The sequence below is a fragment of the Streptomyces sp. NPDC057694 genome (assembly GCF_042799415.1).
Classification (GTDB): domain Bacteria; phylum Actinomycetota; class Actinomycetes; order Streptomycetales; family Streptomycetaceae; genus Streptomyces.
Map to the genome: position 1 here is coordinate 225,089 of NZ_JBHVIX010000004.1, position 25,423 is coordinate 250,511.

Genomic DNA, 25,423 nt, shown 5'->3' on the forward strand with positions numbered 1-25,423 from the left:
CCTTCCGACGCTCATCGCATATGCGCCCATAAACACATTTTGTGGGCTTCCATAGAGGGATGCCGCCCCTCGCGATCGGACGCCGCGCCTTCACCGCACTGCTGATGGGCTGCGCCCTGGGCGCCTGCTCGTCGTCCGGAGGATCCGGGACGGCGTCCGGGCGGTCTACGCGGGACGCCGTCGGGCGCGCGTACACGTTCCTCGACCGGCGGGTGGACGAGGCCGCGGGCAGTCCCGGCGGGCTGCCCCGCAGCTACACGGGCGGGTACCTGGCGCGCCATCACTCCACGGTGGCCTTCACCTACGACGTCGCGCTCGTGATCATCGCGTACTGCCGGCGCGGCAAGGACGCTGATCTGGAGCGGGCCGCCGCGCTCTCCCGCACGCTGGTGGCGCTCCAGGAGCAGGACGCCGAGGACGACGGAAGGCTGCGCCAGTCGTACGAGTCGGGCCGGCCCGCGTCGGGTGCGAAGGTGCCGAAGGCCGCGGCCGACGACGTCTTCACCGGCACCCTGTCCTGGGCGGGTCTCGCGCTGCTGCATGCGCACAAGGCCACGGGCACGGCCGCCTTCCGCTCCGGGGCGCTGCGCGCCGCGCTGTGGATCCAGGACAACGTCCACCGGTCGACGGGCACCGCCGGGTACGCGGGCGGCATCACCTCCGCCGGGAAGAAGGTGACGTGGCGCTCCAGCGAGCACAACGCCGATGTCGCCGGGTTCTTCCGGGCGCTCGGTGACGCCGTCGACGACGACGCCTGGGGCGGCCGGGCCGACACGGCGGCCGCGTTCCTCGACGCGATGTGGGACCCGGGGCAGGGCGCCTTCTGGACCGGTACCGGCACCGACGGCAGCACGGTGAACCGCAGCCCGGTGCCGGAGGACCCGCAGACCTGGTCGTACCTGGCCACCCGCGACGACCGCCACGCGAAGTCCCTGGACTGGGCGTCGAAGCAGCTCGCGGCGGAGGACAACGGCTTCGTCGGGGTGTCCTTCAGCGACGCCGACACCTCGAAGGTGTGGTTCGAGGGGACCAGCCATCTGGTGTGCGCGCTGCGGGCCAGGAACGGCTCAAGGGACGCGGCGCGGGCGGACCGGCTGCTCGCGTCACTGCGTTCGGCACAGTCCGACGCACCCGGCGCGGACGGGTACGGGCTGGTGGCGACGTCGTCCGACGGGCTGGAGACGGGCGACGGGGACCGGCTCTACGCCAGCCTGCACACCGGCACCACGGCCTGGTTCGCCCTCGCCGGACAGCGCGCCAACCCGTTCGTCCTGGACTGACGCTCCGGCCACGACGAGCACGCGTGACGATCGCGCCGTCAGACCACCCACCACCAGCGGGCCACCAGCAGCACCACGATGATCAGCAGCACGACGAGCTCCAGCCAGAACAGCCGGTGGTCGTCGCGCCGGTCCCGGCGCGTGAGCCGCCGCGCGCGCTCGCCGAGGGCCTGGGCGTCGAACGGCCGCGGGTTCTCGGAGCTGCCCGGCCCGTCGGCGCCGTGGGTGCCGTCGTGAGGTGTCATCGCTGCGCCGCCACCTTTCCGGTCTTCTCGGTCTTGTCCCAGGTCATCTGGGCGTGCCGGATCTCCTGGACGAACGAGGCGACCAGGCAGGCGGCGAGCAGCGAGCCGTATCCGGCGAGGTGCAGCAGGGGCGGTGCCAGCCAGCGCAGCCGGGTGCCGGTCAGCAGCTTGGCCAGCCAGGCGATGGGCATGGACAGGGCGAGCCAGGCGTAGACGGCGATCATCACGGGGTGGACCGTGCCGTTCTCCGGCAGCAGGCCGATCCGGTCGAGCAGCGGGACGAAGACCCCGGGCAGCGCGGTGATCACGAGGATGCAGAAGGCGATGAGACCGGGGTAGATCAGCGCCTCGAACCAGCTGCGGCGGAAGGTCGAGGGGTCGATCACGGCCGAGAGCAACGTGATCAGCAGATAGCAGATCAGGTTGATCACCCACAGCACGTGGAACAGCAGCCAGGCGCGGTCGGAGTCGCTGAAGTACAGGAACAGCAGGGAGGCCGAGCACGCCACCAGCAGCACCGGAGTGGCCAGCAGCGAGAACCAGATCAGCCCGAACAGGAACGAGCCGAGCCGGTGGGTGCCGCCCGAGGTCCGGCCGCGGAACCAGACGTCGCGGTAGCGGCGGGTGACCTGGAGGTTTCCGCGCGCCCAGCGCAGCCGCTGCTTCCACAGGCCCGCCAGATCGGCCGGTTCCTCGGCGAGCACGGTGGCGTAGCCGTCGAAGACGACGCGGCGCCCGGCCAGTTGGGTCTCGAAGGTGGTGACGGTGTCCTCGGCGAGGGTGCTGGTGTCGAACCGGCCGCCGATCGCCGCCAGGTTGGCCCGGGTGTGCAGTTGGGCGCCGCCGGCCAGGCAGGCGACGACGCCCAGCACGTTCTGGGCGCGTCGGGCGGCGGCCTGCGCGGTGATGTACTCGTAGGCGATGTAGCGAGTGAGGTAGTTGCCCTGCTTCCCGCTGCCCTCCTTGATGTACGCCGTCACGGCGCCCACCTCGGGGTCGGCCAGGTGCCGGGTCATCCGCCACAGCGCGTCGGGCTCGAAGACGACGTCGGCGTCCATGACGAGCACCGCCTCGGCCCAGTCGTCGCCGAGGACGTGGGCGAGGCCGTGGTTGAGGGTGTGCGCCTTGCCCTGGCCGCCCTTCTCGCGGCGCAGGTGCACCACCTGGCCGGGATGGCGGCGGATCAGCTCGCTCATCACCTCGGGCGTCTCGTCCGTGCTGGCGTCGTCGATGACGACGACACGCAGCCGGTCGCCCGGATAGTGCAGGGCGAGCAGGGCGTCGACGGAGCCGGTCAGGACGGGGGCCTCGTTCCACGCGGGGATGAGGATGGCGGTGCGCGGCAGGTACGGGTCCCGGTCCTCGTACAGGTGCCGGAAGCGCTGGAAGCCGATGAGGAGGAACTGGATCACGCCGATGACCAGCGGCACCGCGCCGAGGAAGACGACCACCTCGGCGACGGTGTGCGCGATCACGCTCAGGACGTGCATCGCGCCTCCGCCTCGGCCAGGGCCTGCCGTACCCAGGGGAAGACCCCGACGGCGTCCGCCCGGTGCGCGTCGCTCCCCGCGACGAGCCGCACCCCGGCGCGGCCGAGAAGGGCCGCGGTGCGCGGGGCCGGGCAGCGCCACTTCTCGTTGAGTTCGACCGGAACGCCGTGCGTGCGGCAGGCGCGGGCCAGCGGCTCCAGGAGTGCGGCGTCCACAGCCGCCTCGTCGAGCCCCGCCTTGGGCAGCACGCTGAACAGGTGGGCGACGTGGGCGCTGCGGCCCGCCGGTACCGCGCGCACCGCCCGCGCCGTGGCCTCCACGAGGAGTTCGAGGGCTGTTTCGGGGGTGAGGTCACCGGTGGCGAGCCGCTCGCGGACCTCGTCGGGGTGGGCGGGTCCGGCCGGGAGGGGGAAGCGGTGGTCGGCGAGGGCCACGTGGTCGATGCCGGTGAGGTCGTCCGGCAGGTCGATCCGGCCCGTGGTGTCCATGATCTTCGCCTCGACGCCGCAGACGAGGCTGACGGGGGTGGTGATGCGGGCGGCGCGCACGGCGGCCACGTAGTCGGGCAGGTAGGTGGTGTCGGCGCGTACGTGGTCGGTGAGGATCAGGGTGCCGAGTCCGGCGGTCTCGGCGGCGGCGACGACCCGGTCGAGCGGGTCGTGGCCGTCGGAGAAATCGGTGTGCGTGTGGAAGTCGGCGCGCAGCACCAGCGGGGGCCGGGGACTCATCGCCGGTCTCCCGCGCCGGTCTCGCGCGTGTCCCCCATGTCGCCCAGTTCGCCGGGGTGCAGCACGACGTCCTGCCAGTGCCGGACGATCGCGGTCTCGCGGTGGGCGATCCGGTCGGGCAGCTCGGCGCCGAGGAGTCCGGCGACGGCCCAGCGGGGCATGTCGACCCCGGCGGCGACGGTGAGCGAGAGTCCGCCCGGCGGGCGGGGGTTGACCTCCAGGAGTGCGGGTCGGCCCTGCCGGTCCTCGCGCACCTGGACGTTGAGGACGCCGCGCAGGCCCAGTGTGCGCACCGTGTCCTCGGCGAGCGCGGACAGTTCGGGGGCGTGCAGGACGCGGCCGGCGACGACGATCCCGGAGTCGGTCTTGTCGCGGGCGCGCGGCACCGCGGCCACCACCCGTCCGGTGCCGTCGGTGAGGACGTCGACGGAGTACTCGGTGCCCGGCAGCATCTCCTGCACCAGGTACGAGCCGTCCTGCGGGAGCCGGGCGAGGCCGGCCGCGTCCTCGACGAGCGTCACGCCGCGCGAGCCGGAGCCGGTGCGGGGTTTGGCGATGGCGGGGAAGCCGCCCTCGAAGCCGTCGTCGGCGTTCGCGTCCGCGGGGCCGAGCAGGCGGGTGACCGGGACGCGTACGGCGCCTTCGCAGGCCTGGGCCAGCCGCCATTTGTCCAGGCAGGTCTCCAGCGCGTCCGCGCCCGGGACCAGGACGCGCACCCCGGCGTCGGCGAAGCCGTCGGCGGCTCGGGCGAGCGCGACGAGTTCCGCGTCCACGGTGGGCACGAGTACGTCGACGGCGTATCTGCGGCACAGGGTCAGGACGGCCTGCGCGAAGGCCGGGTCGTCGCCGGGCGGCAGCAGCAGCCGGTAGGCGCGGGGCACCAGGTACAGGCCGGCGCCGAGCGGGTCGATGTCGGCGGCGTACCGCTCGGCGACGCCGTCGAGGGCGCGCAGGAAGCAGACGCCGGACGGTCCGCCGGCGCCGGTGACCAGCACTCTGGGCGGCCTGCCGAGGGGCGCCGCGAGATCGGGGCCCGCGGTCGGGCCGGGCCGGGTCGGCTCAGGCATGGTCGCCTGCGAAGAAGCCGAGCGGAGTGGCGTCACGGATGACCTCCAGGGGTTCGGCGTAGCGGGCCTGGGAGAAGCGGCCCCAGTAGCGGGCGGTCGAGCGCAGCAGGTCCTCGTCGAGGTACCAGCGGCTGCCGGACTGGGAGCCGTGCGCCCTGATCGCGGCGAGCTTCGCCTCCAGGTCGGACTCGCTCAGCCCGACGAAGCGGTTGGGGTGGTAGGAGACGGTGGCCGACGGCGACTGGTAGCAGGCGAGGCGCGGGACGCGGCGGCAGGCGACGAGCGTGGCGCGGTGCACGGCCCGGTGGTCCTGATGGGTGTCGCTGTCGGAGTGCACGAGCACGACGTCCGGCCGGGCCTCGGCCACCGTGCGCTCGATGATGCGGACCGTGGCGCTGTCGTCGGTCATGGAGCCGTCGGGCAGGTCCTCCATGACGAGCCGCGCCCCCATGATCTGCGCGGCGCGCTGGGCCTCGTCGCCCCGGCGCTCGGGGTCGCCGCCACCGGCGCCGTGGGAGAGGGTCAGCACGGTGATGTCCCAGCCGTCGTCGGCCCGCAGGTGGATGACTCCCCCGGCGCCGATCTCGACGTCGTCCGGATGGGCGCCGATCACGAGCATGCTCACGCGCTTCTGTTCCGGGACGGGGGCCGGGTGCGCGGGGGTCGCGTGCCGGGCCCGGGTGACCGCCGCGACCAGTCCGGGCAGGTCGTCGCGTTCGACCATGTCGGCGGCGCGGCCGCGCAGTGCGGCCAGTGCGCGCCGGGTGCTCGGGGTCTCGTCGGTGACCACGACGGGTACGCCGGGGTTCTGCGCGTACCACTGGTCGAGGAACTCGGTCAGTGCGTCGTCGTCCCCGCCGAGCCCGGTGTCCCAGACGGCGATGTCCCAGGCCCGTACGGAGGAGGGAGGTCTGCGTCCGGCTTCGAGGAACGCGGCCGTGGATCCGACGGTGTGCACATGGGCCACTCCGTGGTTCAGCAGCGCCTCGGCGGCGGCGGACGCCGCGCGCTCGTCGCGATCGGCCAGCAGGAGACGGGCGCCGGACAGCACGGGCGGAGCGTCGTGCGCGGATGGCCCCCTGTCACCTGAGCCCTGGGAAAAATGGCTGGACATATCCGACATACGGGCAACTGTACCGTCCAGATATCGGAGTGAGCGGGGGCCGAAAGCCTCTCCTGCAAGTGGGCGGTTCCCACGGCACTGTTTATGCCGCCAACAGCGATAAAGGGGGAGAATTGAGTACGGATACCTGGAGGAGCCATGGCGCAGACCCGCTTCGCCCCCGACCGGGGGCTGACCACACGCATGGTCACGACCATGTTCTTCATCGGACTGCTGTACGTCGTGATCGTCGGGGTGCTCGTGGTCCTGCTCAAGGGCGCGTGGGTGGTGATCCTGCTGTTCGCGGGCGGGCTGTTCATCGCCCAGTTCTGGTTCAGCGACCGCATCGCCGCCTTCAGCATGGGCGCGCGTGAGGTCACCGCGGAGCAGGCGCCGGAGCTGCATGCCGCGGTGGACCGCCTGTGCGCGCTGGCGGACATGCCCAAGCCGCGGGTCGCCGTCGCCGAGTCCGACGTGCCGAACGCCTTCGCGACCGGCCGCAATCAGAAGAACTCGATGGTGTGCGCCACGACCGGTCTGCTGCGCCGCCTGGAGCCCGAGGAGCTGGAGGGCGTCCTGGCCCATGAGCTGTCGCACGTGGCGCACCGCGACGTGGCGGTGATGACCATCGCCTCGTTCCTGGGCGTCCTGGCCGGACTGATCACCCGGTCCGCCCTGTGGAGCGGCATGGGCCGCAGCAACCGCGACAACAACGCGGCCGCGGCCGTTCTGATCGTCACCGCGGTCAGCGCCGTCGTCTACGCCGTCAGCTTCCTGCTCACCCGGCTGCTGTCGCGCTATCGCGAGCTGTCCGCCGACCGGGCGGCCGCGCTGCTGACGGGCCGGCCGTCCGCCCTCGCGTCGGCGCTGACCAAGGTGACCGGCCAGATGGCGCGGATCCCGACCCGGGACCTGCGCAAGGCCGAGCCGTTCAACGCGTTCTTCTTCGCCCCCGCGTTCAACAAGGAGAGCGCGAGCCAGTTGCTGTCCTCGCACCCCACGCTCGAACAGCGCCTCGACCAGCTGGGCCGCATCTCGGCGCAGCTCGGCCGCCCGTAGGCACCACGGGAAGGAACCAGGACGCCGCATGGGATTCCTCGACGCCATCCTCGGCCGGAGCAAACCGGTCCGCCCCGACCTCGACCAGCTCTTCGCCCTCCCCTCCGCCGCCATCACTCTTCAGGCGGCGGCCTCGCTCACGCCGACCGGGGCGGGGTCCGTCTGCTTCGCCACCGTCGAGGGCGGAGCCTTCACCCGCATCCAGGACGACATGGCCGAACTCCTCGACGGCCCCGTGACGTTCACCCAGGACGGCCTCGGATACACCTGGCTCGCCGTACGTCACACGCCGGACGACGTGGCGGGCCTGGTCAACGACCTGCACGCGGTGAACACCTCGCTGGAGGAGAGCGGGTTCGGGCCGCATCTGCTGTGCTCCCTGGTCGGCTTCACGGACGGACAGGGGCGCTCCGTCGCGCTCGTCTACCTCTACAAACGCGGCACCTTCTATCCCTTCGCCCCCAAGGCGGGGCAGAAGCGGGACAACCCTCTTGAGCTGGAAGTACGGGCCGTCCTCGCCGACGATCTGCGCGTGGAGCCGGATCTCGGCCGGTGGTTCCCCGTCTGGGACGCCCCCGGCCTGACCTAGAGGCGTCCCCGACCCTGCGGCCCGGTTACGGGAGGGTGTGGCCGGCCGCGGTGAAGAGCCGGTACCACTCCTCGCGCGTGAGCGGAAGCTCGGAGCCTGCCGCCGACTCGGCCACCCGGCCCGGGTTGGTGGTGCCGAGGACCACCTGCATGTTCGCCGGGTGCCTGGTGATCCAGGCGACGGCGATGCCGGTCGGCGTCACCTCGTACTTGGCGGCCAACTCGTCGAGTACGGCGTTGAGTTCGGGATGCGTGTCGAGGTCGCCGATGAAGACGCCGTCGAAGAAGCCCTTCTGGAACGGCGACCAGGCCTGGAGGGTCATCCCCTTCAGCCGGGAGTAGTCGAGCAGGCCGTTGTCACGGCTGACGGACTGGTCGAGTCCGGCCATGTTCGCGGCGACGCCGGAGGCGATCATCGGGCAGTGGGTGATGCTCAGCTGCACCTGGTTGGCGACCAGAGGCTGCCGCACGGCGGTCTTGAGGAGTTCGACCTGCCCCGGAGTGTGGTTGGAGACGCCGAAGTTCACGACCTTGCCGGCCGCGTGCAGCTCGTCGAAGGCCGCGGCGACCTCCTCGGGCTCCACGAGGGTGTCGGGCCGGTGCAGCAGGAGCAGGTCGAGGTAGTCGGTGCGCAGGGCCGCGAGCGACTCGTCGACGGTGCGCAGGATGTGCTCTTTGGAGAAGTCGAAGTAGCCGGGCCGGATGCCGACCTTGCTCTGGATGACGATCGACTCGCGCTCGGCGGCGGTGAGCTTGACGGCCTGCCCGAAGCGCTCTTCGCAGGCATGGCGCGTGGGGCCGTAGATGTCGGCGTGGTCGAAGGTGTTGATACCGGCGTCCCGCGCGCTGCCGTACAGCGTGCGGATGTCGTCGTCGGGGAGCTCGGAGATGCGCATCAGCCCCAGGACGATGTTCGAGGCGCGCAGTTCGGTCCGCGGGAAGGAGATCGTCTTCATTCCCGCATCCTCTCAGGCGCCGCGGCGGCACAAGATCCACCAGGTGTCGGCACGCAATCTTCATGGATCGTCAGAACCATCTGGCCTGTTACCCGGTTATGACATGGCGATCTTGACAGTGGCTGTCGACCCGCAAGTAGGTTCGGTATGCACTGATCTTTTCCTTATGAAAGAAACCGGCGCCCCTCACGCCGGGAGAAGGGATGCCTATGGGTAGCCACGCCCGCCCCAACCGGCTGCACCGCACCGGAGCCCGTGTCGCGACGCTCGCCCTGTTCGGCGCCGTCGTACCGATCGCGGCCGGCAGCATCGCGCAGGCGGACACGCCGGCGGTCACCCACTCCGCCGGAGAGAGCGACCAGTCGGCGGACGACGCCACGCTCGCCCCTGCCGGCCAGGCCCGGAGCGCGTCGGAGACGAGAACCCAGTCCCAGGACGTGCCCGACACCGCCCTCGCCAACGCCTATCTGCTGGACGCCCGTGACGGCAGCCAGGAGCGGGAGATGTGGGCCGGGGCCAAGGCCGACCAGAGCGTGTCGATGGCCAGCACCACGAAGATCATGACCGCGCTGGTCGTGCTCAGGCACCCGGAGTGGCTGGACCGGCAGATCACGGTGAAGCAGGAGTACCGCGACTACGTCCAGGAGAACGGCGCGAGCACCGCCGACCTCCAGACCGGTGACACGCTGACGGCCCGCCAGTTGCTGCACGCCATGCTGATCCCGTCCGGCGGAGACGCCGCGATGGCCCTGGCCGACAGCTTCGGCACCGGGGACACGACGGCCGCACGGGTCGCCGACTTCGAGAGCCAGATGAACGCCGAGGCGCAGCAACTCGGCATGACCGGCACGCACTTCGACTCGTTCGACGGCATCTCGCACGGCGACAACCGCAGCACCGCCCGCGACCTGGCCAAGCTCGGCCAGCGCGCGATGCTGCAGCCGGTGTTCGCCGACATCGTGAAGACGAAGCAGTTCGAGACCGAGGCCCCCGCGGCCAACGGTCACACCCGGTACTACACCTGGGTCACCACCAACGACCTGCTGAGCAGCTACGACGGCGCCCTGGGCATCAAGACGGGCAGCGGCGCGGAGGCCGGCTACTCGCTCGTCTTCGCCGCGCAGCGGGACAACCGCACGCTGGTCGGCGCGATCGTCGGGGCCGACAAGGAGGTCTTCGACGACGCCGCGAAGATCCTCGACTGGGGCTTCGCCCACTGACCGGGCGGCTCCTGCCGGGGCCCCGCTCCTCCAACTGCTGGAGGAGCGGGGCCTTTTCAGTGTTCACCGATGTTCACCGATGAGAGTGACGACGGCGTCGGCACTTCACGACTCAGCGCTTCATGAGAGCGAAGACGCCCCAGCCGAGATACTCACGTGTGGAGCGCGCGTAGCGGGCGGGCTCGTCGGTGAGTTCCTCCCGTACTTCGGGAGCCATGTCGTCGTCCGGATTCTCGTCGAGCCAGCGGCGCATGCTGAGCCACTGGGCGGCGGCGTACCGGTCCCAGCTGTCCTGGTCGGCCAGTGTCATCTCCACGACGTCGTACCCGAGTCCCTGGAACTGCCCGATCAGGTCCGGGAGTTCGAGGAAATCGGTGATGGTCGTGGCGTGGCACTCCTTGGCGGTCTCCTCGTCCGGAGGGGTCCGCCGCCAGTACGGCTCGCCGATCAGCATCAGTCCGCCGGGACGGAGGCTGCGGTCGAGCAGCCCGACCGTTCCGGCGAAGCCGTCGCCGATCCAGGTGGCACCGAGACACGTGGCCAGATCGACCGGCTGGTCCGCGACGTGCCCGGCGGCGTCCCCGTGCAGGAACTCGACGCGGTCGGCGACACCGAGTTCGGCGGCGCGGGCGCGGGCCTGCTCGGTGAAGACGGTGCTGATGTCGACCCCGGTGCCGGTGAAGCCCAGGTCACGCGCCCAGGTGCACAGCATCTCGCCCGAGCCACTGGCCAGGTCGAGCACGCGGGCCCCGGGAGCGAGGCACAACGACTCCCCCAGGGAGGCGAGCTTGGCCGCGGTCAGCGGGTTGTGGATGCGGTGGCCGCTCTCGCGGATGGTGAAGATGCGGGGAAGGTCCATGACCTGATTCCTTTCCGTCATGCCGTGAAGTGAGGGGACCGCTCGAGGGCGCCGAGAGCGCGCGTCAGCGCAAGGGGTCAGCCGGTCGGCAGCTGGAGATGAAGGTGAAGGAGGTGGTGAAGCGAGTTGACGAGACAATGTGGAGACCCTTGAACGGGGCCCCGCCGGACGGCAGGCATGCCGGAACTACTCCCGTACAGGAGGAAGGCAGGCGAGGGTCAGGACGAGGCCCGGGAAGTGAGGATGATCCGGGCACCGCAGACAGCGGTGGTCTCCACAGCGACCATGCAACTCACCTCCTTCGATCTCCGTAAGCGACTGTGCCGTCACTTCACCGGCAACGATAACACCCGACACACAACGGCGGTCATTTTGTCCGCTCGGTGACGGTCACACCCGAGGCCGGACGGCGGGTCGGGCGGCTGCCAGCAGCGCAACGAGTACGAGTGGGGCGACCGTCTGACAGCCGATCCAGATCTCGCCCGCCACGCTGTCCGGACCGCTGCTCCGCCATGCCACCAGCAAGCCGACGACCGTGGCCAGCACCCAGCAGCTGTCGTAGCCGATCATGAGCCGCATGTACGTCGGTACGGTCCGCCTGCGCAGGTATGCGAGTTCGGCGCCGCCGCCGATCAGCAGGGCCACCCCCGAGGCGATCATGAGCCAGACAGGCACGCCGAGCCGACCACCGAGCGGAGCGGCACCGACGGCGTAGACGGCGGCAAGGACCACCTTGAAGACGCCGTCGGCGAGAATCCCCGTCCGACGGCGGGCCGATGCGGCTGCTGCGGTCTGAGCCATCGACACTGTCCCCCTGAGGTGTCCCGGTCTGTTCCAGTAACAAGATTACGGCAATAATCAAGTTATGAGAATGACGAGGGCCGAGGCCAAGGAGCGCAATCGACGCGCCCTGTTGGATGCCGCGCTGGAGGCCGTCTCCCGGGACGGGCACCGGGCGAAGCTGGACGAGATCGCCGAACGGGCCGAGGTGACCACCGGCGCCGTCTACTCACTGTTCGGCAGCAAGAGCGGCCTGGTGGTCGCGGCGATCGCGGACTATTTGCGACCCCACTACGCGGAGATGGAACGAGCGGTTCCCCCGGGCCTGGACCTCCTGGAAGCAGCCGACGCCTTCGCCCGGCGCTACCGGCGCAGCCTCGACGCCCCGGACGCACGGTCCGGCCTTTCCCTGCAGATCACCTTGCTCGACATGGCCGTGCACGACCCGGACCTGGGCGCCCGGTTCGCCGAATCCATCCGCACCCAGGAGGGCCATCTCGTCGAGTTGTTCACCGGCAGGTCACACGCCGACGGTGCCGTGACACCCGGCCAGGCACGACACCTCGTGACCGCGCTCAGGGCCCTGTTCGTCGGACTCGGCCAAGGAGTGATCCTCGGCCTCGCGGAAGGCTCCGACGAGCAGTACTTCGCCGATGCGGCCCGCGCGCTGGCGTCCGGGATGTCTTCTCGTCGGCCATGAGACAGGAGCCCGCCGCTCGACGTGACCGTCCGGTCGAGGCCAGCCCGAGAAAACCTGGGTGACGGACGCACCCTCACCGCCCGCTCTGACACCTAGTCCAACTGCTCGAAGCTGGAAGGCCGTTACAAGTTTTTCTACCTCATCAAGCACCCTACTGCGCTGCGCTCCGCCGGGCGGGCTTCCCGGCTCCGCTCGGGGCGCCGCTCCTGCCTCCGGCGGGGGATCGGCCGGCACCGGATGGGAGGGGGCGCCGTTCCCGATGAGCCAACAAGCCGTGATGGGCAGCACGTGGCTGTGCGCCCTGTCCAGCAACTGCCGGAGGCCGTCGATGTCGCGCGTCGCCGTCGCCAGCCCACCCCAGCCTGAATGCCCAACGCCACCATGCCAGCGCCCGCACCAAAACCTTGAAGAAGACCCACGCATCAACCACGCAGCCACGGCATGAAGGTCCCGACGCGTCCGCCGCGGGTTGCGGAGAACGACTACGGCTACACTCACACGGACGGTGTTGCGCTTCGTCGGCCTCTCGGAGTATTCCGATGTCGGGGCGATGCAAAGGCGGAATCGCAGACCGCAGTTGGGCACCTTGGATCCGAGAAGTTGCATTGCATCTCTTCACACCTACATGCCTGTTCATGCTGGCTGTCTGGCTCGAAGGGGAGGTGATCCCTGTGATCGCTATCGTTATTGCGCATCTGTTCGCGGGGCTCGCTGCGGTCCTCGCTCTCTCCGAGACGCAGACAAAGCGCAACACCCTCTCTGTCCAGCCCCTCTTGGTGGGCTGACACCAACAAGCTCGGACGGTGACGGTCTGCGCCGCACTCCGGCGAACGAGCAGCCGGAGGCTACGGCCCGTTGGCCGGCCTTGCGGCTCCCCAGTGATCGACCTAATAAGAATGAGGCCAGACCTCGAAATCAAACTCCTAGGTCGTCGCCCGCCGGACCAAGTAGCCCCAGTGTGTGAGCGACCGGACGACGGTCTCGGAGCCAATGGGGTTGGCGCTGTGTACGAAGATTGCGTCAATCCGGAAGGGCCGCTCGTTGAAAGCGGCTACTTCCATGAGGGTCACCACGGGCAAGATGCCGTCGCCGCCGAGGACTTGGTCGAGCCAGAGTTCGTCGATGAAGCTGTCACGGTGCTCTTGAAGGTCGAGCGGGCGGTCGCCGTCGTCCGCACCTCACACGCCGGACTGCCGTACACCCAGGTACACCAAGCACTCGTGGAGGCTCTGCAAGCCGAGGCTGCCCAACATGTCGTGTTCAGGTTAACGAGAGATATGCAAGGCAGAACAACCGTGGACGTCAGCGGACGGTCGTCTCAGGTGACAGGCACCGCGCCCCAAGGGCAGGGGCCATCCCGAGGGACGAAAAGGTCGTGGGTTCACCCCGCCATTCCGACACGAAGCCGCCTTCGTCAAGTACGTCGTCTCTCCGACCACAGGAGGCTGCACCGGGATGCAAAAGGAGGCCTCGCTCCGGCCGACAACGTCTCGCGCCGACGAGCTGGGTGTACGTGCGAAGTTCCGCCGCACGCTGTCGAGTTGGCCGTGCAGTCGGTACGGCTGTTCCATGCGCTGCGTGGAGTCCACCGCCGCTGACGCGCACTGCGAGCCCGAGGCCCGGTCGACGAGGTGTCGATGAAACGTGCGCCGGGCAAGCATGAGTTGCCTATGCTGCTGGAGGGGACGGGGAGGGCGATGGCGACGCCGGGAGAGGGCAGGCCTGAGATGGCCGCGCTCCGCAATGAGTTCGCGTTGGAGCGGTACCGATACGTCCTCCAGCAGATCCATACGGTCAACGAGAACGCGCACCGGTTCCTCGCCCTCTACCAGACCCTTGCCACCGCGCTCGTCAGCGCTGCCCTCGTCCTGTTCGTCGGGTACCGGAAGTGGGGTCTCGATCCGGCCACCGCACGAGGCGGAGTCATCGGCCTGCTCACCCTCGTCACTCTGGTCGCCGCCTTCACCGCCCTGCTGATCACGGTCGGCGCGCTGGCCTGGCTCGACTACCGCAACGAAGAGTGCGACATCACCGACGAGCTGATCGGCCCCACCTTCCGGAAACGGCCCCGTCCGGGCAACTTCCTGCGCTGGTACGAGACGTACGTCGTCCTGTTCATCCTGCTCTCGGTGCTCACCATGTGGGTGATCGCCGTATGTCTGCTCCTGCCAGCAATGAGGTGACCGCCCCCGTGTCCGAGCACGACTACACCAGCACCGCTCTGTGGCAGACCGCTCTTGCCGCGCGCTCGGGTGAGGACCCTCATCACGAACAACGTGAGCGACTGCGCACGTCGTACCTCGGGCTCAGGAAGAAGGCAGCCGTACTCCTCCAGGAGAACGCGCACAGCATGCCGGAGTTCACCGTGCACGACATCACGCACGTGGACGCCTTGTGGGAAACCGCCGATCTCATCTGCCGTGACAAGGTGACGCTGAATCCGGCCGAGGCCTACGTGCTGGGGTGTTCCTTCGTGCTCCACGATGCCGCGATGGGTGAGGCCGCGTACGGAACGAGCGTCCCCGAGACCCTGGGAGAGGACCGATGGCGCGATCTCCTCTCGGTGGCCTATTACCGCAAGGAGGGGTGCTGGCCCGACCGGGACCAGCTCGACTCGCCTCCCGCAGAAGTGGCGGACGCGTGCCGAGCCACGGCCATCCGTGAAACGCACGCCGAGCAGGCGCGCCGACTGGTGGACCACTCCTGGCGGTCCAGCGCGGGCAACGAAATCCATCTTGTCGACGACGTTCTGCTGCGGGAGGCCTACGGCCCGCTCATCGGCGATCTGGCGGCGAGTCACTGGTGGCCGGTGGACCGGATCGCCGGCGAGTTCCGCCGGGAAGCGAACTCATGGCCATGGCAGCCCCGTGACTGGACCATCGACCCGCTCAGACTGGCCTGCATCCTCCGGCTGGCCGACGCGACGCAGATCGACGGCCGCCGCGCTCCCACTCTGCTGTTCGCACTCCGCAATCCTCAGGGCGTCGCCCGAGAACACTGGCAGTTCCAGACCCACGTCAGCCGTCCCGATCTCAACGGTGACCGCGTCACGTACACCTCACTGCGCCCGTTCCTCGCGCAGGACGCACCGTCGTGGTGGCTGGCGCTCGACTATCTGCGCGGCATCGACCAAGAACTCAAAGCCGTCGACGCTCTCCTGCACGACCTGGGCCGGGACCGGCTCGCCGCCCGCGCTGTCGCCGGGGTCGATTCCCCGGAGCGCTTCGCCGAGCACTTCCGCGTCCAGGGCTGGCGCCCCATAGACGCGACGGTGAAGGTCTCCGACGTCCCCTCCTTGGTCAAGGGGCTGGGCGGGGAACAACTTTATGGCAATGAACCCGAGGTCGCCGTAAGGGAACTCATCCAGAATGCCCAGGACGCCGTCCTCGCCCGCGAGGCACTGCAGACCGGCTTTCCGGACGGGCGCATAGAGATACGACTTACCGAAACCGAAGGTTCCTGGTGCCTGGAAGTCCGGGACAACGGGGTCGGCATGGACGAGGAGACTCTCATCCACGGCCTGCTCGACTTCGGCAACAGTGGTTGGAGCTCCCCCAGCCTGCGCAATAGGCTGCCCGGGCTGGCCGGCGGCGGCTTCAAACCCAGCGGCCGGTTCGGCATCGGATTCTTCTCGGTGTTCCTGCTCGGCGACCAGGTGGAACTGATCACCCGTCGCTACGACGCCTCGGTCCAGGATGCCCGGCGTCTCAGTTTCGACGGCCCCTCCCGTCGGCCCCTGCTCACTCCCGTGGAGACACGGGGCTGGATCCCGGAGGGCACGACCGTGCGCGTCACGCTCAAGAAGAACCCCAACGACGTGCAGGGTCTTCTTTATACCGCGGCAGATGACCGTCTCACACAGCTCATCCGACGTCTGGTGCTGGAGAACGCGGTGCCGATCCACACCTGGGAGCCCGGCGTCGCCAAGAACGATGTGCTCGCACCGTTCTCCTTGGCCACTGGGTCACCGGACGAGGTTTTCGACCGTCTCTACCCGCCCTCGCCCGACAATTTGCGCATCGGAGACGAGAAGCAACGCCTGCAGATGCGGGACGACTTCGTCGCACGGGCCACCGAATTGATGGACGGCGACAACAATCGCATCGGGCTGGCCACACTTTGGACCAGCCTCCACGCCCACAGCAATTACAACTTCCGAGGCGTCGTGACACTCAGCGGCTTCCTGGCCGACCGCTCGATGAATTTCTCCGGCTACCTGGCCGGACAGCCCAGCCGCGCGTCTCGGGATAAAGCCGACCCGATCGCCGATCAAGAGCAGGTTCAGCGCTGGCTACGGGCCCAGGAACAACACTTCCGCGACACCAACCAATTCAACAAGTCCCTCCAGTTGGATCTGGCCGGAATCCTGTACCGGGCTTTCAACGCGCTCCCTGAGGACGTGGCCTTCGCCCTCACGTCCCAGGGACCGATGCGTTCGTCCGAGGTCGTCGCGTGGGCCGCGCGGCGTGACCGGGTCTTCCTGGCCCGCGGAGCTCCCCTGCTCTGGCACGCGAGACCTCCGAGGGCATATCACTCGGCCTCCCTGGAGCCCGTACAGTTGCCCGCCGACTGGATCCTGCTATGTGAGATATATCCGTACCCGCCACTGTCGGAAGTCTTCCCGCTCGGGGCCAACCGCGACGCCGACTACGAGTTCGCCCGCAACCACACGGGAACCACCTGGCAGAAGGCATGGTGGCGGTTTTCGAGCAGCCTCGACGGATATATCCTGCGCCTCCTGTGCGAGGCCTGGTCCTGCACGCTTGAGTCGCTCCTTGCCCCTGTCGAGCGCCGGAACTGGTCGGACACCTTGCAACTGGACGACGAGAACCTCAGCACCGTATGGGGTTACCTGTTGAGTCGTCCCGGGGCCACCGAGTCCGTCGCTTCCTGACCCGAGGACCCGGTCGCGCTCCGGACCCGCCCGGGCAGGCACCTACGTCGAGGACATCCAGCGCGGCACCACCGAACGGTGCGTCAGCAAACGGAAACAGTGCCGTGCGGTCGCCACCCGCTACGGCAAACGCGACTACGTCTTCAACGGCACCCTGACCGTCACAGCAGTCATCACCTGGCTCCGCGACACCGTCCAGAGCCATCAGAAACGCCATATAGCTGTGAGACTCGATCAGCCATGACTCCCGCAGACGCTTCGGTCATGCGCCGGCTCCGGCTCTGCCGGACAGTTCCCGTTTGAGGATCTTTCCCGTAGCGGTCATCGGCAGCGAGGCAGTGAAGACGACGGACCTCGGGTACTTGTAGCCCGCCATCTGCACCTTGCACCAGTCGATCAGCTCCGACTCGGTGATCCGAGCGGTCGGTTCAGGGATGACGAAGGCTTTGACCTCCTCGCCGTTACGCGTGTCCGGGACGCCGATGACAGATGCCAGGGACACGTCGGGATGGGTCATCAGGACCTCTTCGATCTCGCGTGGGTAGACGTTGTACCCGCCTCGGATGATCAAGTCCTTCGCACGGTCGACGATGTAGTAGTGGCCGTCCTCGTCGACCCGTGCGAGATCACCGGTGCGGAGCCACCCGTCGCACAGGACGCGGGCGGTCTCGTCGGGTCGGTTGTGGTACCCCCTCATGACGTTGTGTCCGCGCAGCACCAGCTCGCCGACCTGGCCTTCGCTGGTGACCGTCTCGCCGTGCCGGTCGACGAGCCGGGCCTCGACACCCCAGACGGGCACCCCGATCGAACCGGGTCTCGGTTCGCCCTCCGGGTCCGTGAACAGGGCCAGTGGAGAGGTTTCGGAGAGGCCGTAGCCCTCGCGGATCGGGATCCCGAACCGCTCGGCGAACCGTGTGTGGATCTCGACGGGCAGCGCGGAGCCACCGGAGACGGCCAGGCGGAGGTTGTGGGAGAGGCGGTCGACGCCGCAGGTGTCACGGTCGAGCGCGCCGAGCAGCCCCCAGTACATGGTGGGCACACCGGCGAACGCGGTGACGCGCTCCTCGCGCATCAGCCTTAGCGCCACCTGTGGTTCGAAGCGCGGCATCAGTACAAGGGTGGCGCCGACCGACAGGCCCGCGTTCATGCTCACGGTCTGTCCGAAGGAGTGGAACAGCGGGAGGGCAAGGAGGTGGGTGTCGGGCCGGGCCGGAGTGCTGCCGAGGAGCCGGGTGGCCGTCAGGGCGTTGAACACCATGTTGGCGTGCGACAGCTCGGCGCCCTTGGGCTGTCCGGTGGTGCCGCTGGTGTAAAGGATCACTGCCGTGTCCGTGGGCTCGCGGGGCACGGACTCGAAGGCTTCGGGCCTGTCCTGGAACATGCCGTCGGTGATCGGGAACAACTCCCGGCAACCTGCGGTCTGCTCGAAGCCCTCCCGCCCGTAGTCCCCCATCGGCAGGTCCGCCGTGCCATCGTGGCAGAAGTACAGCACGGCTCCGGAGTCCGCCAGGTGGTAGGCGATTTCGCGGGGCTTGAGCAGGATGTTCAGCGGTACGACCACCGCGCCGGCCTTGAGGATGCCGTAGTAGACGATCGGGAACTCGGGCAGGTTCGGACAGGAGAGGGCCACCCGGTCCCCCGGCCTGACGCCGCGTTCGACCAGCAGCCGTGCGATCTGGGAGGCTCGGGCCTCGACCTCGGCGTAGTCGAGCCGACGGTCGCCGGCCACCAGCGCCGTGCGATGGGGGTGACGCCGGGCGGAGTCCTCCAGGAGGACGGACAGGTTCAGCATCAGGCGCTCGCCTCCGGTCGTCCCAGCGGAGCGCCGGTGGCCGCACGTACGCTGTCCTCGCTCACCCCGGGCGCGCATTCACGCAGCACGAGCCCCCGTCGGGTGACGTCGATGACGGCAAGGTCGGTGATGATCCGATGGACCACGCCCTGCCCGGTCAGCGGCAAGGAGCACCGGCGCACGATCTTCGGCGCCCCGGACCTGCTGGTGTGTTCCATGAGCACGATCACCCGGCGGGCGCCGTGAACGAGATCCATCGCCCCGCCCATCCCCTTGACCATCGCACCGGGCACCATCCAGTTCGCCAGGTCCCCGGACTCGGAGATCTGCATGCCGCCCAGGACCGCGGTGTCGATGTGGCCACCGCGGATCATCGCGAAGGACAGCGCGGAGTCGAAGAAGGAGGCGCCCGGATTGACGGTCACCGTCTCCTTGCCCGCATTGATCAGGTCCGCGTCCACGGAGTCCTCGTCGGGGTAGGCACCCGTGCCCAGGATCCCGTTCTCGCTGTGCAGGACGATGCCGAGGCCGGGCGGCAGATGGCCGGGGATGAGCGTGGGCAGTCCGATGCCGAGGTTGACGTACTCGCCGGGTACGAGTTCGGAGGCAGCCCTGGCCGCCATCTGGTCCCGGGTCCAGCCCTGGGTCCTGCAGGGTGCCGCGCTCTTCGCCGCAGCCCTTGTCGCGCTCATGCGTCGTTCTCCTTCGTCGCGGTCACCGTGCGTTTTTCGATCTGCTTGTCCTGGACGCCGGTGTGGACGATCCGGTCGACGAAGATTCCGGGCAGATGGACGTGCCGGGGATCCAACTCGCCGGGCCGCACCAGCTGTTCGACCTGAGCGATGCACACCCGCCCGGCCATCGCCGCGAGCGGGTTGAAGTTCCGTGCGGCCTTGTCGAACAGCAGGTTCCCCTCCGTGTCCCCGATCAGAGCGTGCACGAGGGCGAAGTCGGAGGTGATCGACTCCTCGAGGACGTGGCGCCGCCCTCCGTACTCGCGTGTCTCCTTGGGCGGTGAGGCCACCGCCACCGAGCCGTCGGCGTCGTAGCGCCACGGCAGGCCTCCGTCGGAGACCGGGGTGCCGACCCCTGCCGGGGTGAAGAAGGCGGCGATACCCGCCCCGCCGGCGCGGAGCTTCTCCGCCAGCGTGCCCTGGGGAGTCAGTTCGACCTCCAACTCCCCCGCCAGGTACTGCCGGGCGAACTCGGCGTTCTCGCCGACGTACGAGGCCGTCACCCGCCGGACTCGCCTTCGCTGGAGCAGTTGCCCGAGCCCGTGACCGTCCGTACCGCAGTTGTTGGAGATCACGCGGAGCCCCGTGGCCGACCCGGCGGCGACGGCCGCGATCAGGGCGTCGGGGACGCCGCAGAGGCCGAAGCCGCCGACGCTGAGTGAGGCTCCGTCCGGGATGCCGGCGACAGCCTCGGCCGCCGTTGCGCAGACCTGGGTCACGAGACCGCCCCTTCCGTCTCCCGGCTGCCGAGCAGCTCACGCACCAGTTCCTCCGCTCGCGGCCAATACCCGTACCCGGACGCCGGGTTGAGGTGGCCGACCGGACCGAGGTCGACCGGACGGCTGCCCCACACCTCCGCCAGACCGGCGACGTGGCGGCGGTCGGCGAGCGGGTCGTTCCTGCTGATGCCGAGGATGTTCGGGAAGGGCAGTCGGCGGCGCGGTATCGGCAACCACCCTGCACGCTCCAGTTCCTACACGGAGGGATAGCCCTCGGGCAGCGGTCGTTCCAGGTCCGCGGGGGTGGCGAGAAGAGCACCATGGATCTGCCGCGTCGGATTTCGGGCCCAGTGCACGGTGGTGATGACCCCGGCGCTGTGGGCGACGAGTACGACGGGGCCCTCGACCGAGGCGAGCACCTCGTCGAGCGCGGCGACGCGGGCGGCCCGGCTGAGCCTGTCGTGTTCGAGCGGGGGCACGGTGCACGCGCCGTCGAATTGTTCGGCGAGGTGGGTCTGCCAGTGGTCGGCGACGTGGTCCCGTAGTCCGGGCACGATCACCACGGTCGGTGTCGGGGTGGCTGTCATGTGCGTCCCTGAGAGTTCGACTGGATCAGGTGGATCGGCTGGATCAGGCGGATCGGCTGGTTCGGGGGCTCAGCAGGCGGGGGGGCTCAGCGGGCAGTGGACAGGGCGAGCCGGGCGAGCCGGAGCTTCCCGGCCGGGTGGTACCGCCTGCCGAGCAACAGCGCGGCGATGGCGACGGCGTACATCAGCGGGGCGAGGCGCAGGGCTCCGAGGAGCCCGAGGTGATCGGCGAGCGTCCCGACGACGAAGGGGCCGAGGGCGAGGCCCAGTACGTTGTTGGCGACCGTGAGCGCCCCGAGCCCGGTCGCCCGTGCGGAGCTGTGGGACAGTTCGGTGACGACGGCCGCCGTGGGCCCCGAGGAGCCGGCGGCGAAGAACGCTCCGCAGCCGATGAGGAGCAGCGACGTCGTACCGGACGTCATGCCGAAGCCGGCCGACAGGCAGACCAGTGCGACGACGCAGAACGCCACCGCCGCGGTCCACTGGCGGGAGGATCCGGAGCGGGCGAACCGGTCGGAGATGATCCCGCAGATCACCATGCCGCTGCCGATGAGCAGGACGAAGACCGCGGCGGTCGCGGCGGCCTCGTCCGCCGGGAGGTGGTAGTAGCGGTTGAAGTAGCTCGGCGCCCAGGAAAGCAGTACGGCCGGGGTGAACATCTGCAGCCCGCCGCCGATGTAGGCGCACAGCAGCGCCGGGTTCGTGAACAGGCTCGCGAACGGTGCCCGGCCGCCGGCCGCCGCGGGCAGTCTCGGCTCGACGGCGTACTCGTCCAGCTTCCGCTCACTGACCACCGCCCGGAACACGGCGACCAGCAGCAGTCCGAAGACCGCCATGGCCGCGAAGGACCAGCGCCAGCCCACCTGCACGGCGAGACTGCCGCCGAGGGCGACGCCGACCACCGAGCCGAACGACCCGCCGGCCATGAACGCCCCACCGAGCGCCGCGTGGACACGAGGGGCGAAGATGCTGAGCACCACCGCGATGCCCACGCTGCCGTAGGCCGCCTCGCCGACCCCGACCAGGAATCGCGCGGCGAGCATCTCGTGGAAGTTCCCCGCGACCGCGCACAGCAGCGTGGCCAGGCTCCACACCACCGCCATCACGACCAGGCTCCTGACCCGGCCCCAGCGGTCCGCAACGAGCGAGAGCGGCAGGGTGAGCAACCCGACCATCAGCGCCACCACGCTGCTCAGCGAGGCCAGATGGGCGTCGGACAAGGACCACTCGGTCTTCAGGACCGGGAAGACGGCGCTGAGCACCTGCCGGGACATGTAGTCCGAGAGCAGCAGCCCGAAGGCCAGGGCGAAGACGAGCCAGGGGTACCTGCGGCCGGGCCGGGTACCCACCGGGTTTCTGTTTCTGGTTCCGGTGGGTGGCGTCGGCGCCCGGCCCACGATGTCGCGCGATGTCACGTTCACTCCTCACAGCTGCGGGAACTGCCGGTGTTTCGCCCCGGTCGGTGGCACGCCGGGCGGGGGCGGGTGACGGTCGCTGTCGACCGGTCAGGCGTGGTGGGTGAACCCGACCTGGCCGGGCCTGCGGTTCGGGGCGTAGCCGAGCTTGGCCAGCGTCTCGTCCGCGTCCGCGTAGCTGGTACCGATCTTGTAGATCTCGCGGGCGTCCTTGGCGGTGGCGACCTCGCGACCGAGCTCACCGGCGATCCGGACCAACTGCTCGACCTGCTCGACAGAGGTGGCCTTGGTGCCCTTCCGACCCCACAGCGTGTCCTCGTTGCCGCAGCGGGTGTGCAGTCCCATGGCGATCGCCATCGCGTTGACCGGCAGAACGCTGCGCATGAGGGTTTCCAGGGTGAGGATCGCCCCATCCGGCACGCGGTTGACGAACTGCATGATGTTGTACGGGTTGGGGCCGTCGAACCCACCGCCGATGCCCACCCAGGTGACGTTCAGCGGGCCGGTGTGGACGCCCCGGCGGATCAGCCGCTCGACGGTCTCCAGCTGCGGAATGCTCGACAGTTGGAAGTGCGGCTGGATGCCCGCCGCCTGCAGCCTGCGCAGGTGTTCCTCGACCCAGGCGGGCCCGGCCGGCACCGTCATCTCCCGGTAGGCCTCGGCGAGTTCGGGGCGCGTCATGGAGGTACCCGCGATGTCGTCGGGGGTCATCAGCTCCATGATGTTCATCTGGCTGGTGTTGATCGCGATGGTCACCTGGTCCGGCTTGGGATCGAGCTCGGCCAGCATGTGACGGGTGTCGTCCGACAGCCACTTGGCGTCGGCGCCAGACCCCTCGGGCGCGAACGAGATCGACCCGCCGACCTGGAGGATCATCTCCGGCACCGCCTCGCGCAGCCGCCCGAGCAGTTCGTTGAACTTCGACAACCGCTTCGAGCCCTTGCCGTCCAGTTCCCGCACGTGGATGTGCAGGACGGTGGCGCCCGCCTCGAAGCAGTCCACCGCCTGCTGGACGTGCTCGTCCATGGTCAGCGGCAGGTCCTCACGGAAGTCGTCCGGCTCCCACTCCGGGCCGTACGGCGCGCTGGTGATGACCAGCTTGTCCTGGTTCTCGGGGAAGAGCGCGTCGTCGTGGAAATGCATGGGTGTACTCCGATCACGGTGCTGGCGCTGGGTGTTCCATCCGGTCGGGCACGGATGGCGGATGGGTGAAGAGGAGGTTCGAGCCGTTCAGAAGGGGCGGTCGCCGATGATCCCGGCGCGCTCCATCTTGCGGACGGCCGGCCAGTAGTCCTGGACGGCGTAATGCTGCGTGGAGCGGTTGTCCCAGATGGCGACGCTGTTCGGCGTCCACCGCCACCTCACCTGGTACTCGGGGACGGTGGCCTGACTGATCAGATAACTGAGCAAGTTGGCGGCACCGGGCGCGTAGTCGATGCCACACCGGATGTTCCGCGGGGTGTGGTAGTTGACGAAGTGCGTGGTGAACGCGTTGACGAAGAGGATCCGCTCCCCGGTCTCCGGGTGGGTGCGCACCACGGGGTGCTCGGCGTCGGGGAACCGTCCCTTGAGTTCGTGGCGCTGTTCTTCCGGCAGTGCGGCGCCGAAGGACGCCTCGATGCTGTGCCGGGCACGCAGTCCGTCGATCCGCGCCTTGACCTCGGCCGGCAGCTTCTCGTACGCCGCGGCCATGTCGACCCAGATGGTGTCGCCCCCGACAGGAGGTGCCTCCACGTTCCGCAGCACGCAGCCCATGGGCGGGTTCTCCCGCCATGTGGCGTCGCAGTGGTACGCGTTCTCGTAGTGCTCCGGCGGGCTGTCCAGGTCCTTGTAGATCCGGACGAGTCCGGGGTGGTCCGGATCGCTTGCCGCCACCGGGTGGTCCTCGAGCGGCCCGAACCGCGCGGCCAGTGCCACGTGTTCGGCGCGGGTGAAGTGCTGATCACGCAGGAACAGCACCTTGTGCTTCAGCAACAGCGTCTTCAACTCCGCGAACAGTTCTTTGTCGCGGGCGACTTCACCGAGGTCCACATCGAACAGCTCAGCTCCGATACTGCAGGTGAGGGGCTGTGCCGTGATCGTGGAGGCGGCACGGACAGGTGTACTCATCACTCTCTCCTCTCGTCGGGGTGCTCTCAAAGCAAGAAGACCGAGGAGCCGGTGGTCCGGCCGGCCTCCAGGTCGCGGTGGGCCCGGACGGCTTCGGAAAGGGCGTACCGCTGGTTGATCTCGATGCGGATGCGCCCCGAACCGACGTGGCCGAACAGCTCACCGACCAGCCGGGCGCGCTCCTCGGGGTCGGCGATGTAGTCGGCCAGGGCCGGCCTGGTCACGAACAGCGAGCCTTTGACCGCGAGTTGCATGGCGTCGATCGGCGGCACAGGGCCGGAGGAGGTGCCGAAGCAGACCAGCAGACCGCGCGGGGACAGGGAGTCCAGCGATGTCGCGTACGTGGCGGCGCCGATGCTGTCGAACACCACGGGGACGCCGACGCCGTCCGTCAGCTCGCGCACCCGGTCCGCCACCTTCTCCTGCCGGTACAGGACGACCTCGTCGCAGCCGTGCGCCCGGGCGGCATCGGCCTTCTCCTCGGTGGAGACGGTGCCGATGACGCGGATGCCGAGCAGCTTCGCCCACTGGCAGAAGATCAGCCCCACGCCGCCCGCCGCGGCGTGCAGCAGCACGGTGTCCCCGGCCTTCAGGGGATGGATGCGGCGCAGCAAGTACGCGGTCGTCAGGCCGCGCATCGTCATCGCCGCCGCGGTGTCGAAGGCGATGACCTCCGGCAGTTTGATCAGTGACGCGGTCGGCATCACCCGCTCCGTGCTGTACGCGCCGAGGGGACTGCCGGTGTACGTGACGCGGTCCCCTGCGGCGAAGTCCAGGACTCCCGGGCCCACGGCCTCGATGACGCCCGCACCTTCCACGCCGAGTCCGGCGGGCAGGGCGGCCGGGTACACACCGGTGCGGAAATAGGTGTCGGCGAAGTTGAGCCCGACCGCGGAGTGCCGCACCCGGACCTCTCCGGGACCTGGCTCACCGACCTCGGTGGACTCCCAGCGCAGCACTTCCGGGGCGCCGGGTTCGTAGAAGCGGATGGCATGCGCCACGGTGTTCTCCTCGCGCTGTGTTCTGGTCGAACCGGGGTTTGACGCAGAGAACGCTAGGCGTGACAGCCGAAACGCGCTTATCTTGAACGGACATCAGA

The 25,423-nt window shown here is 69.2% G+C and carries 22 protein-coding genes and 1 pseudogene; 7 read left to right on the top strand and 16 right to left on the bottom strand.

The features are described from left to right. Nucleotides 1–59: 59 nt before the first annotated feature. On the top strand, nucleotides 60–1,280 hold the full coding sequence (locus tag ACFVDP_RS13180) for a hypothetical protein (RefSeq protein ID WP_383487876.1): 1,221 nt from the start codon (nucleotides 60–62) through the stop codon (nucleotides 1,278–1,280). A gap of 38 nt (nucleotides 1,281–1,318) precedes the next feature. On the opposite strand, the gene ACFVDP_RS13185 is transcribed toward ACFVDP_RS13180, so the two are convergent. Genes ACFVDP_RS13185 through ACFVDP_RS13205 form a run of 5 tightly spaced genes read right to left on the bottom strand, consistent with a single transcriptional unit; the run spans nucleotide 1,319 to nucleotide 5,861 of the window. Next, nucleotides 1,319–1,525 (bottom strand): hypothetical protein, encoded by a 207-nt coding sequence (locus ACFVDP_RS13185; RefSeq protein ID WP_383487879.1) that lies wholly within the window; start codon nucleotides 1,523–1,525, stop codon nucleotides 1,319–1,321. Continuing rightward, nucleotides 1,522–3,015: a glycosyltransferase gene (locus ACFVDP_RS13190; protein WP_383487882.1), complete on the bottom strand. Its 1,494-nt coding sequence runs from the start codon at nucleotides 3,013–3,015 to the stop codon at nucleotides 1,522–1,524. Before ACFVDP_RS13190 ends, ACFVDP_RS13185 begins: the two co-directional genes overlap by 4 nt. Next, nucleotides 3,003–3,743 (bottom strand): PHP domain-containing protein, encoded by a 741-nt coding sequence (locus ACFVDP_RS13195; RefSeq protein WP_383487885.1) that lies wholly within the window; start codon nucleotides 3,741–3,743, stop codon nucleotides 3,003–3,005. The genes ACFVDP_RS13190 and ACFVDP_RS13195 overlap by 13 nt, the downstream gene beginning before the upstream one ends. Next, nucleotides 3,740–4,810 (bottom strand): ATP-grasp domain-containing protein, encoded by a 1,071-nt coding sequence (locus ACFVDP_RS13200; RefSeq protein ID WP_383487888.1) that lies wholly within the window; start codon nucleotides 4,808–4,810, stop codon nucleotides 3,740–3,742. The genes ACFVDP_RS13195 and ACFVDP_RS13200 overlap by 4 nt, the downstream gene beginning before the upstream one ends. Next, complete coding sequence (locus ACFVDP_RS13205; protein ID WP_383487891.1) at nucleotides 4,803–5,861, bottom strand: PIG-L deacetylase family protein; 1,059 nt, start codon at nucleotides 5,859–5,861, stop codon at nucleotides 4,803–4,805. The genes ACFVDP_RS13200 and ACFVDP_RS13205 overlap by 8 nt, the downstream gene beginning before the upstream one ends. A 210-nt stretch (nucleotides 5,862–6,071) precedes the next feature. Here ACFVDP_RS13205 and htpX point away from each other — a divergent pair, with 210 nt between their 5' ends. Beyond that, entirely contained in the window at nucleotides 6,072–6,971 is a 900-nt protein-coding gene (htpX, locus tag ACFVDP_RS13210; RefSeq protein ID WP_383487894.1) for a zinc metalloprotease HtpX, read from the top strand. A gap of 28 nt (nucleotides 6,972–6,999) precedes the next feature. Next, complete coding sequence (locus ACFVDP_RS13215) at nucleotides 7,000–7,560, top strand: hypothetical protein (protein ID WP_383487897.1); 561 nt, start codon at nucleotides 7,000–7,002, stop codon at nucleotides 7,558–7,560. Between the two features lie 25 nt (nucleotides 7,561–7,585). On the opposite strand, the gene ACFVDP_RS13220 is transcribed toward ACFVDP_RS13215, so the two are convergent. After that, nucleotides 7,586–8,515, bottom strand: a complete 930-nt coding sequence (locus tag ACFVDP_RS13220) for an aldo/keto reductase family oxidoreductase (RefSeq protein WP_383487900.1) — start codon at nucleotides 8,513–8,515, stop codon at nucleotides 7,586–7,588. Nucleotides 8,516–8,724: 209 nt separating this feature from the next. On the opposite strand from ACFVDP_RS13220, the gene ACFVDP_RS13225 reads away from it, so the two are divergent. After that, on the top strand, nucleotides 8,725–9,735 hold the full coding sequence (locus ACFVDP_RS13225; protein ID WP_383488546.1) for a D-alanyl-D-alanine carboxypeptidase family protein: 1,011 nt from the start codon (nucleotides 8,725–8,727) through the stop codon (nucleotides 9,733–9,735). Nucleotides 9,736–9,847: 112 nt separating this feature from the next. Here the strand turns inward: ACFVDP_RS13225 and ACFVDP_RS13230 are convergent, their stop codons facing one another. Then, nucleotides 9,848–10,594: an SAM-dependent methyltransferase gene (locus tag ACFVDP_RS13230; protein WP_383487903.1), complete on the bottom strand. Its 747-nt coding sequence runs from the start codon at nucleotides 10,592–10,594 to the stop codon at nucleotides 9,848–9,850. Nucleotides 10,595–10,984: 390 nt separating this feature from the next. Beyond that, a complete protein-coding gene (locus tag ACFVDP_RS13235; RefSeq protein WP_383487906.1) occupies nucleotides 10,985–11,395 on the bottom strand; it encodes a hypothetical protein in 411 nt (136 codons plus the stop codon). Nucleotides 11,396–11,465: 70 nt separating this feature from the next. Between ACFVDP_RS13235 and ACFVDP_RS13240 the strand changes: the two genes are divergently transcribed. The 3 genes from ACFVDP_RS13240 to ACFVDP_RS13250 all read left to right on the top strand — a co-directional run bounded on the left by ACFVDP_RS13240 (nucleotide 11,466) and on the right by ACFVDP_RS13250 (nucleotide 16,968). Further along, nucleotides 11,466–12,074: a TetR/AcrR family transcriptional regulator gene (locus ACFVDP_RS13240; RefSeq protein ID WP_383488549.1), complete on the top strand. Its 609-nt coding sequence runs from the start codon at nucleotides 11,466–11,468 to the stop codon at nucleotides 12,072–12,074. Between the two features lie 1,697 nt (nucleotides 12,075–13,771). Next, nucleotides 13,772–14,257, top strand: a complete 486-nt coding sequence (locus tag ACFVDP_RS13245; RefSeq protein WP_383487909.1) for a hypothetical protein — start codon at nucleotides 13,772–13,774, stop codon at nucleotides 14,255–14,257. An 8-nt stretch (nucleotides 14,258–14,265) separates the two neighbouring features. Then, a complete protein-coding gene (locus ACFVDP_RS13250; protein ID WP_383487911.1) occupies nucleotides 14,266–16,968 on the top strand; it encodes an ATP-binding protein in 2,703 nt (900 codons plus the stop codon). A gap of 262 nt (nucleotides 16,969–17,230) precedes the next feature. Here ACFVDP_RS13250 and ACFVDP_RS13255 read toward each other — a convergent pair whose 3' ends face one another. The 8 genes and pseudogenes from ACFVDP_RS13255 to ACFVDP_RS13290 form a co-directional block, all read right to left on the bottom strand. Then, nucleotides 17,231–18,760, bottom strand: a complete 1,530-nt coding sequence (locus ACFVDP_RS13255) for a long-chain fatty acid--CoA ligase (RefSeq protein ID WP_383487913.1) — start codon at nucleotides 18,758–18,760, stop codon at nucleotides 17,231–17,233. Beyond that, a complete protein-coding gene (locus tag ACFVDP_RS13260) occupies nucleotides 18,760–19,452 on the bottom strand; it encodes a 3-oxoacid CoA-transferase subunit B (RefSeq protein WP_383487916.1) in 693 nt (230 codons plus the stop codon). The genes ACFVDP_RS13255 and ACFVDP_RS13260 overlap by 1 nt, the downstream gene beginning before the upstream one ends. Further along, complete coding sequence (locus ACFVDP_RS13265) at nucleotides 19,449–20,213, bottom strand: CoA transferase subunit A (protein WP_383487919.1); 765 nt, start codon at nucleotides 20,211–20,213, stop codon at nucleotides 19,449–19,451. The genes ACFVDP_RS13260 and ACFVDP_RS13265 overlap by 4 nt, the downstream gene beginning before the upstream one ends. After that, nucleotides 20,210–20,800 (bottom strand): annotated as a pseudogene (locus ACFVDP_RS13270) (RBBP9/YdeN family alpha/beta hydrolase). The gene ACFVDP_RS13265 and the pseudogene ACFVDP_RS13270 overlap by 4 nt, the downstream one beginning before the upstream one ends. Before the next feature lie 86 nt (nucleotides 20,801–20,886). After that, the gene (locus tag ACFVDP_RS13275; RefSeq protein WP_383487922.1) at nucleotides 20,887–22,215 is read right to left on the bottom strand and encodes an MFS transporter; all 1,329 of its coding nucleotides are present in this window, start codon (nucleotides 22,213–22,215) and stop codon (nucleotides 20,887–20,889) included. A 90-nt stretch (nucleotides 22,216–22,305) separates the two neighbouring features. Then, entirely contained in the window at nucleotides 22,306–23,358 is a 1,053-nt protein-coding gene (locus ACFVDP_RS13280) for a 3-keto-5-aminohexanoate cleavage protein (protein WP_383487925.1), read from the bottom strand. Between the two features lie 87 nt (nucleotides 23,359–23,445). Further along, on the bottom strand, nucleotides 23,446–24,324 hold the full coding sequence (locus ACFVDP_RS13285) for a TauD/TfdA dioxygenase family protein (protein WP_383487927.1): 879 nt from the start codon (nucleotides 24,322–24,324) through the stop codon (nucleotides 23,446–23,448). Nucleotides 24,325–24,350: 26 nt separating this feature from the next. Next, the gene (locus ACFVDP_RS13290; RefSeq protein ID WP_383487930.1) at nucleotides 24,351–25,325 is read right to left on the bottom strand and encodes a quinone oxidoreductase family protein; all 975 of its coding nucleotides are present in this window, start codon (nucleotides 25,323–25,325) and stop codon (nucleotides 24,351–24,353) included. Nucleotides 25,326–25,423: the final 98 nt, after the last annotated feature.

Bases quoted from the DNA above. Each gene is read 5' to 3' on its own strand.
- htpX (WP_383487894.1), top strand. From the start codon at position 6,072: ATGGCGCAGACCCGCTTCGCCCCCGACCGGGGGCTGACCACACGCATG.
- ACFVDP_RS13180 (WP_383487876.1), top strand. From the start codon at position 60: ATGCCGCCCCTCGCGATCGGACGCCGCGCCTTCACCGCACTGCTGATG.
- ACFVDP_RS13280 (WP_383487925.1), bottom strand. From the start codon at position 23,358: ATGCATTTCCACGACGACGCGCTCTTCCCCGAGAACCAGGACAAGCTG.
- ACFVDP_RS13215 (WP_383487897.1), top strand. From the start codon at position 7,000: ATGGGATTCCTCGACGCCATCCTCGGCCGGAGCAAACCGGTCCGCCCC.
- ACFVDP_RS13200 (WP_383487888.1), bottom strand. From the start codon at position 4,810: ATGCCTGAGCCGACCCGGCCCGGCCCGACCGCGGGCCCCGATCTCGCG.
- ACFVDP_RS13285 (WP_383487927.1), bottom strand. From the start codon at position 24,324: ATGAGTACACCTGTCCGTGCCGCCTCCACGATCACGGCACAGCCCCTC.
- ACFVDP_RS13235 (WP_383487906.1), bottom strand. From the start codon at position 11,395: ATGGCTCAGACCGCAGCAGCCGCATCGGCCCGCCGTCGGACGGGGATT.
- ACFVDP_RS13245 (WP_383487909.1), top strand. From the start codon at position 13,772: ATGGCGACGCCGGGAGAGGGCAGGCCTGAGATGGCCGCGCTCCGCAAT.
- ACFVDP_RS13185 (WP_383487879.1), bottom strand. From the start codon at position 1,525: ATGACACCTCACGACGGCACCCACGGCGCCGACGGGCCGGGCAGCTCC.
- ACFVDP_RS13220 (WP_383487900.1), bottom strand. From the start codon at position 8,515: ATGAAGACGATCTCCTTCCCGCGGACCGAACTGCGCGCCTCGAACATC.
- ACFVDP_RS13255 (WP_383487913.1), bottom strand. From the start codon at position 18,760: ATGCTGAACCTGTCCGTCCTCCTGGAGGACTCCGCCCGGCGTCACCCC.
- ACFVDP_RS13240 (WP_383488549.1), top strand. From the start codon at position 11,466: ATGACGAGGGCCGAGGCCAAGGAGCGCAATCGACGCGCCCTGTTGGAT.
- ACFVDP_RS13230 (WP_383487903.1), bottom strand. From the start codon at position 10,594: ATGGACCTTCCCCGCATCTTCACCATCCGCGAGAGCGGCCACCGCATC.
- ACFVDP_RS13190 (WP_383487882.1), bottom strand. From the start codon at position 3,015: ATGCACGTCCTGAGCGTGATCGCGCACACCGTCGCCGAGGTGGTCGTC.
- ACFVDP_RS13225 (WP_383488546.1), top strand. From the start codon at position 8,725: ATGGGTAGCCACGCCCGCCCCAACCGGCTGCACCGCACCGGAGCCCGT.
- ACFVDP_RS13195 (WP_383487885.1), bottom strand. From the start codon at position 3,743: ATGAGTCCCCGGCCCCCGCTGGTGCTGCGCGCCGACTTCCACACGCAC.
- ACFVDP_RS13260 (WP_383487916.1), bottom strand. From the start codon at position 19,452: ATGAGCGCGACAAGGGCTGCGGCGAAGAGCGCGGCACCCTGCAGGACC.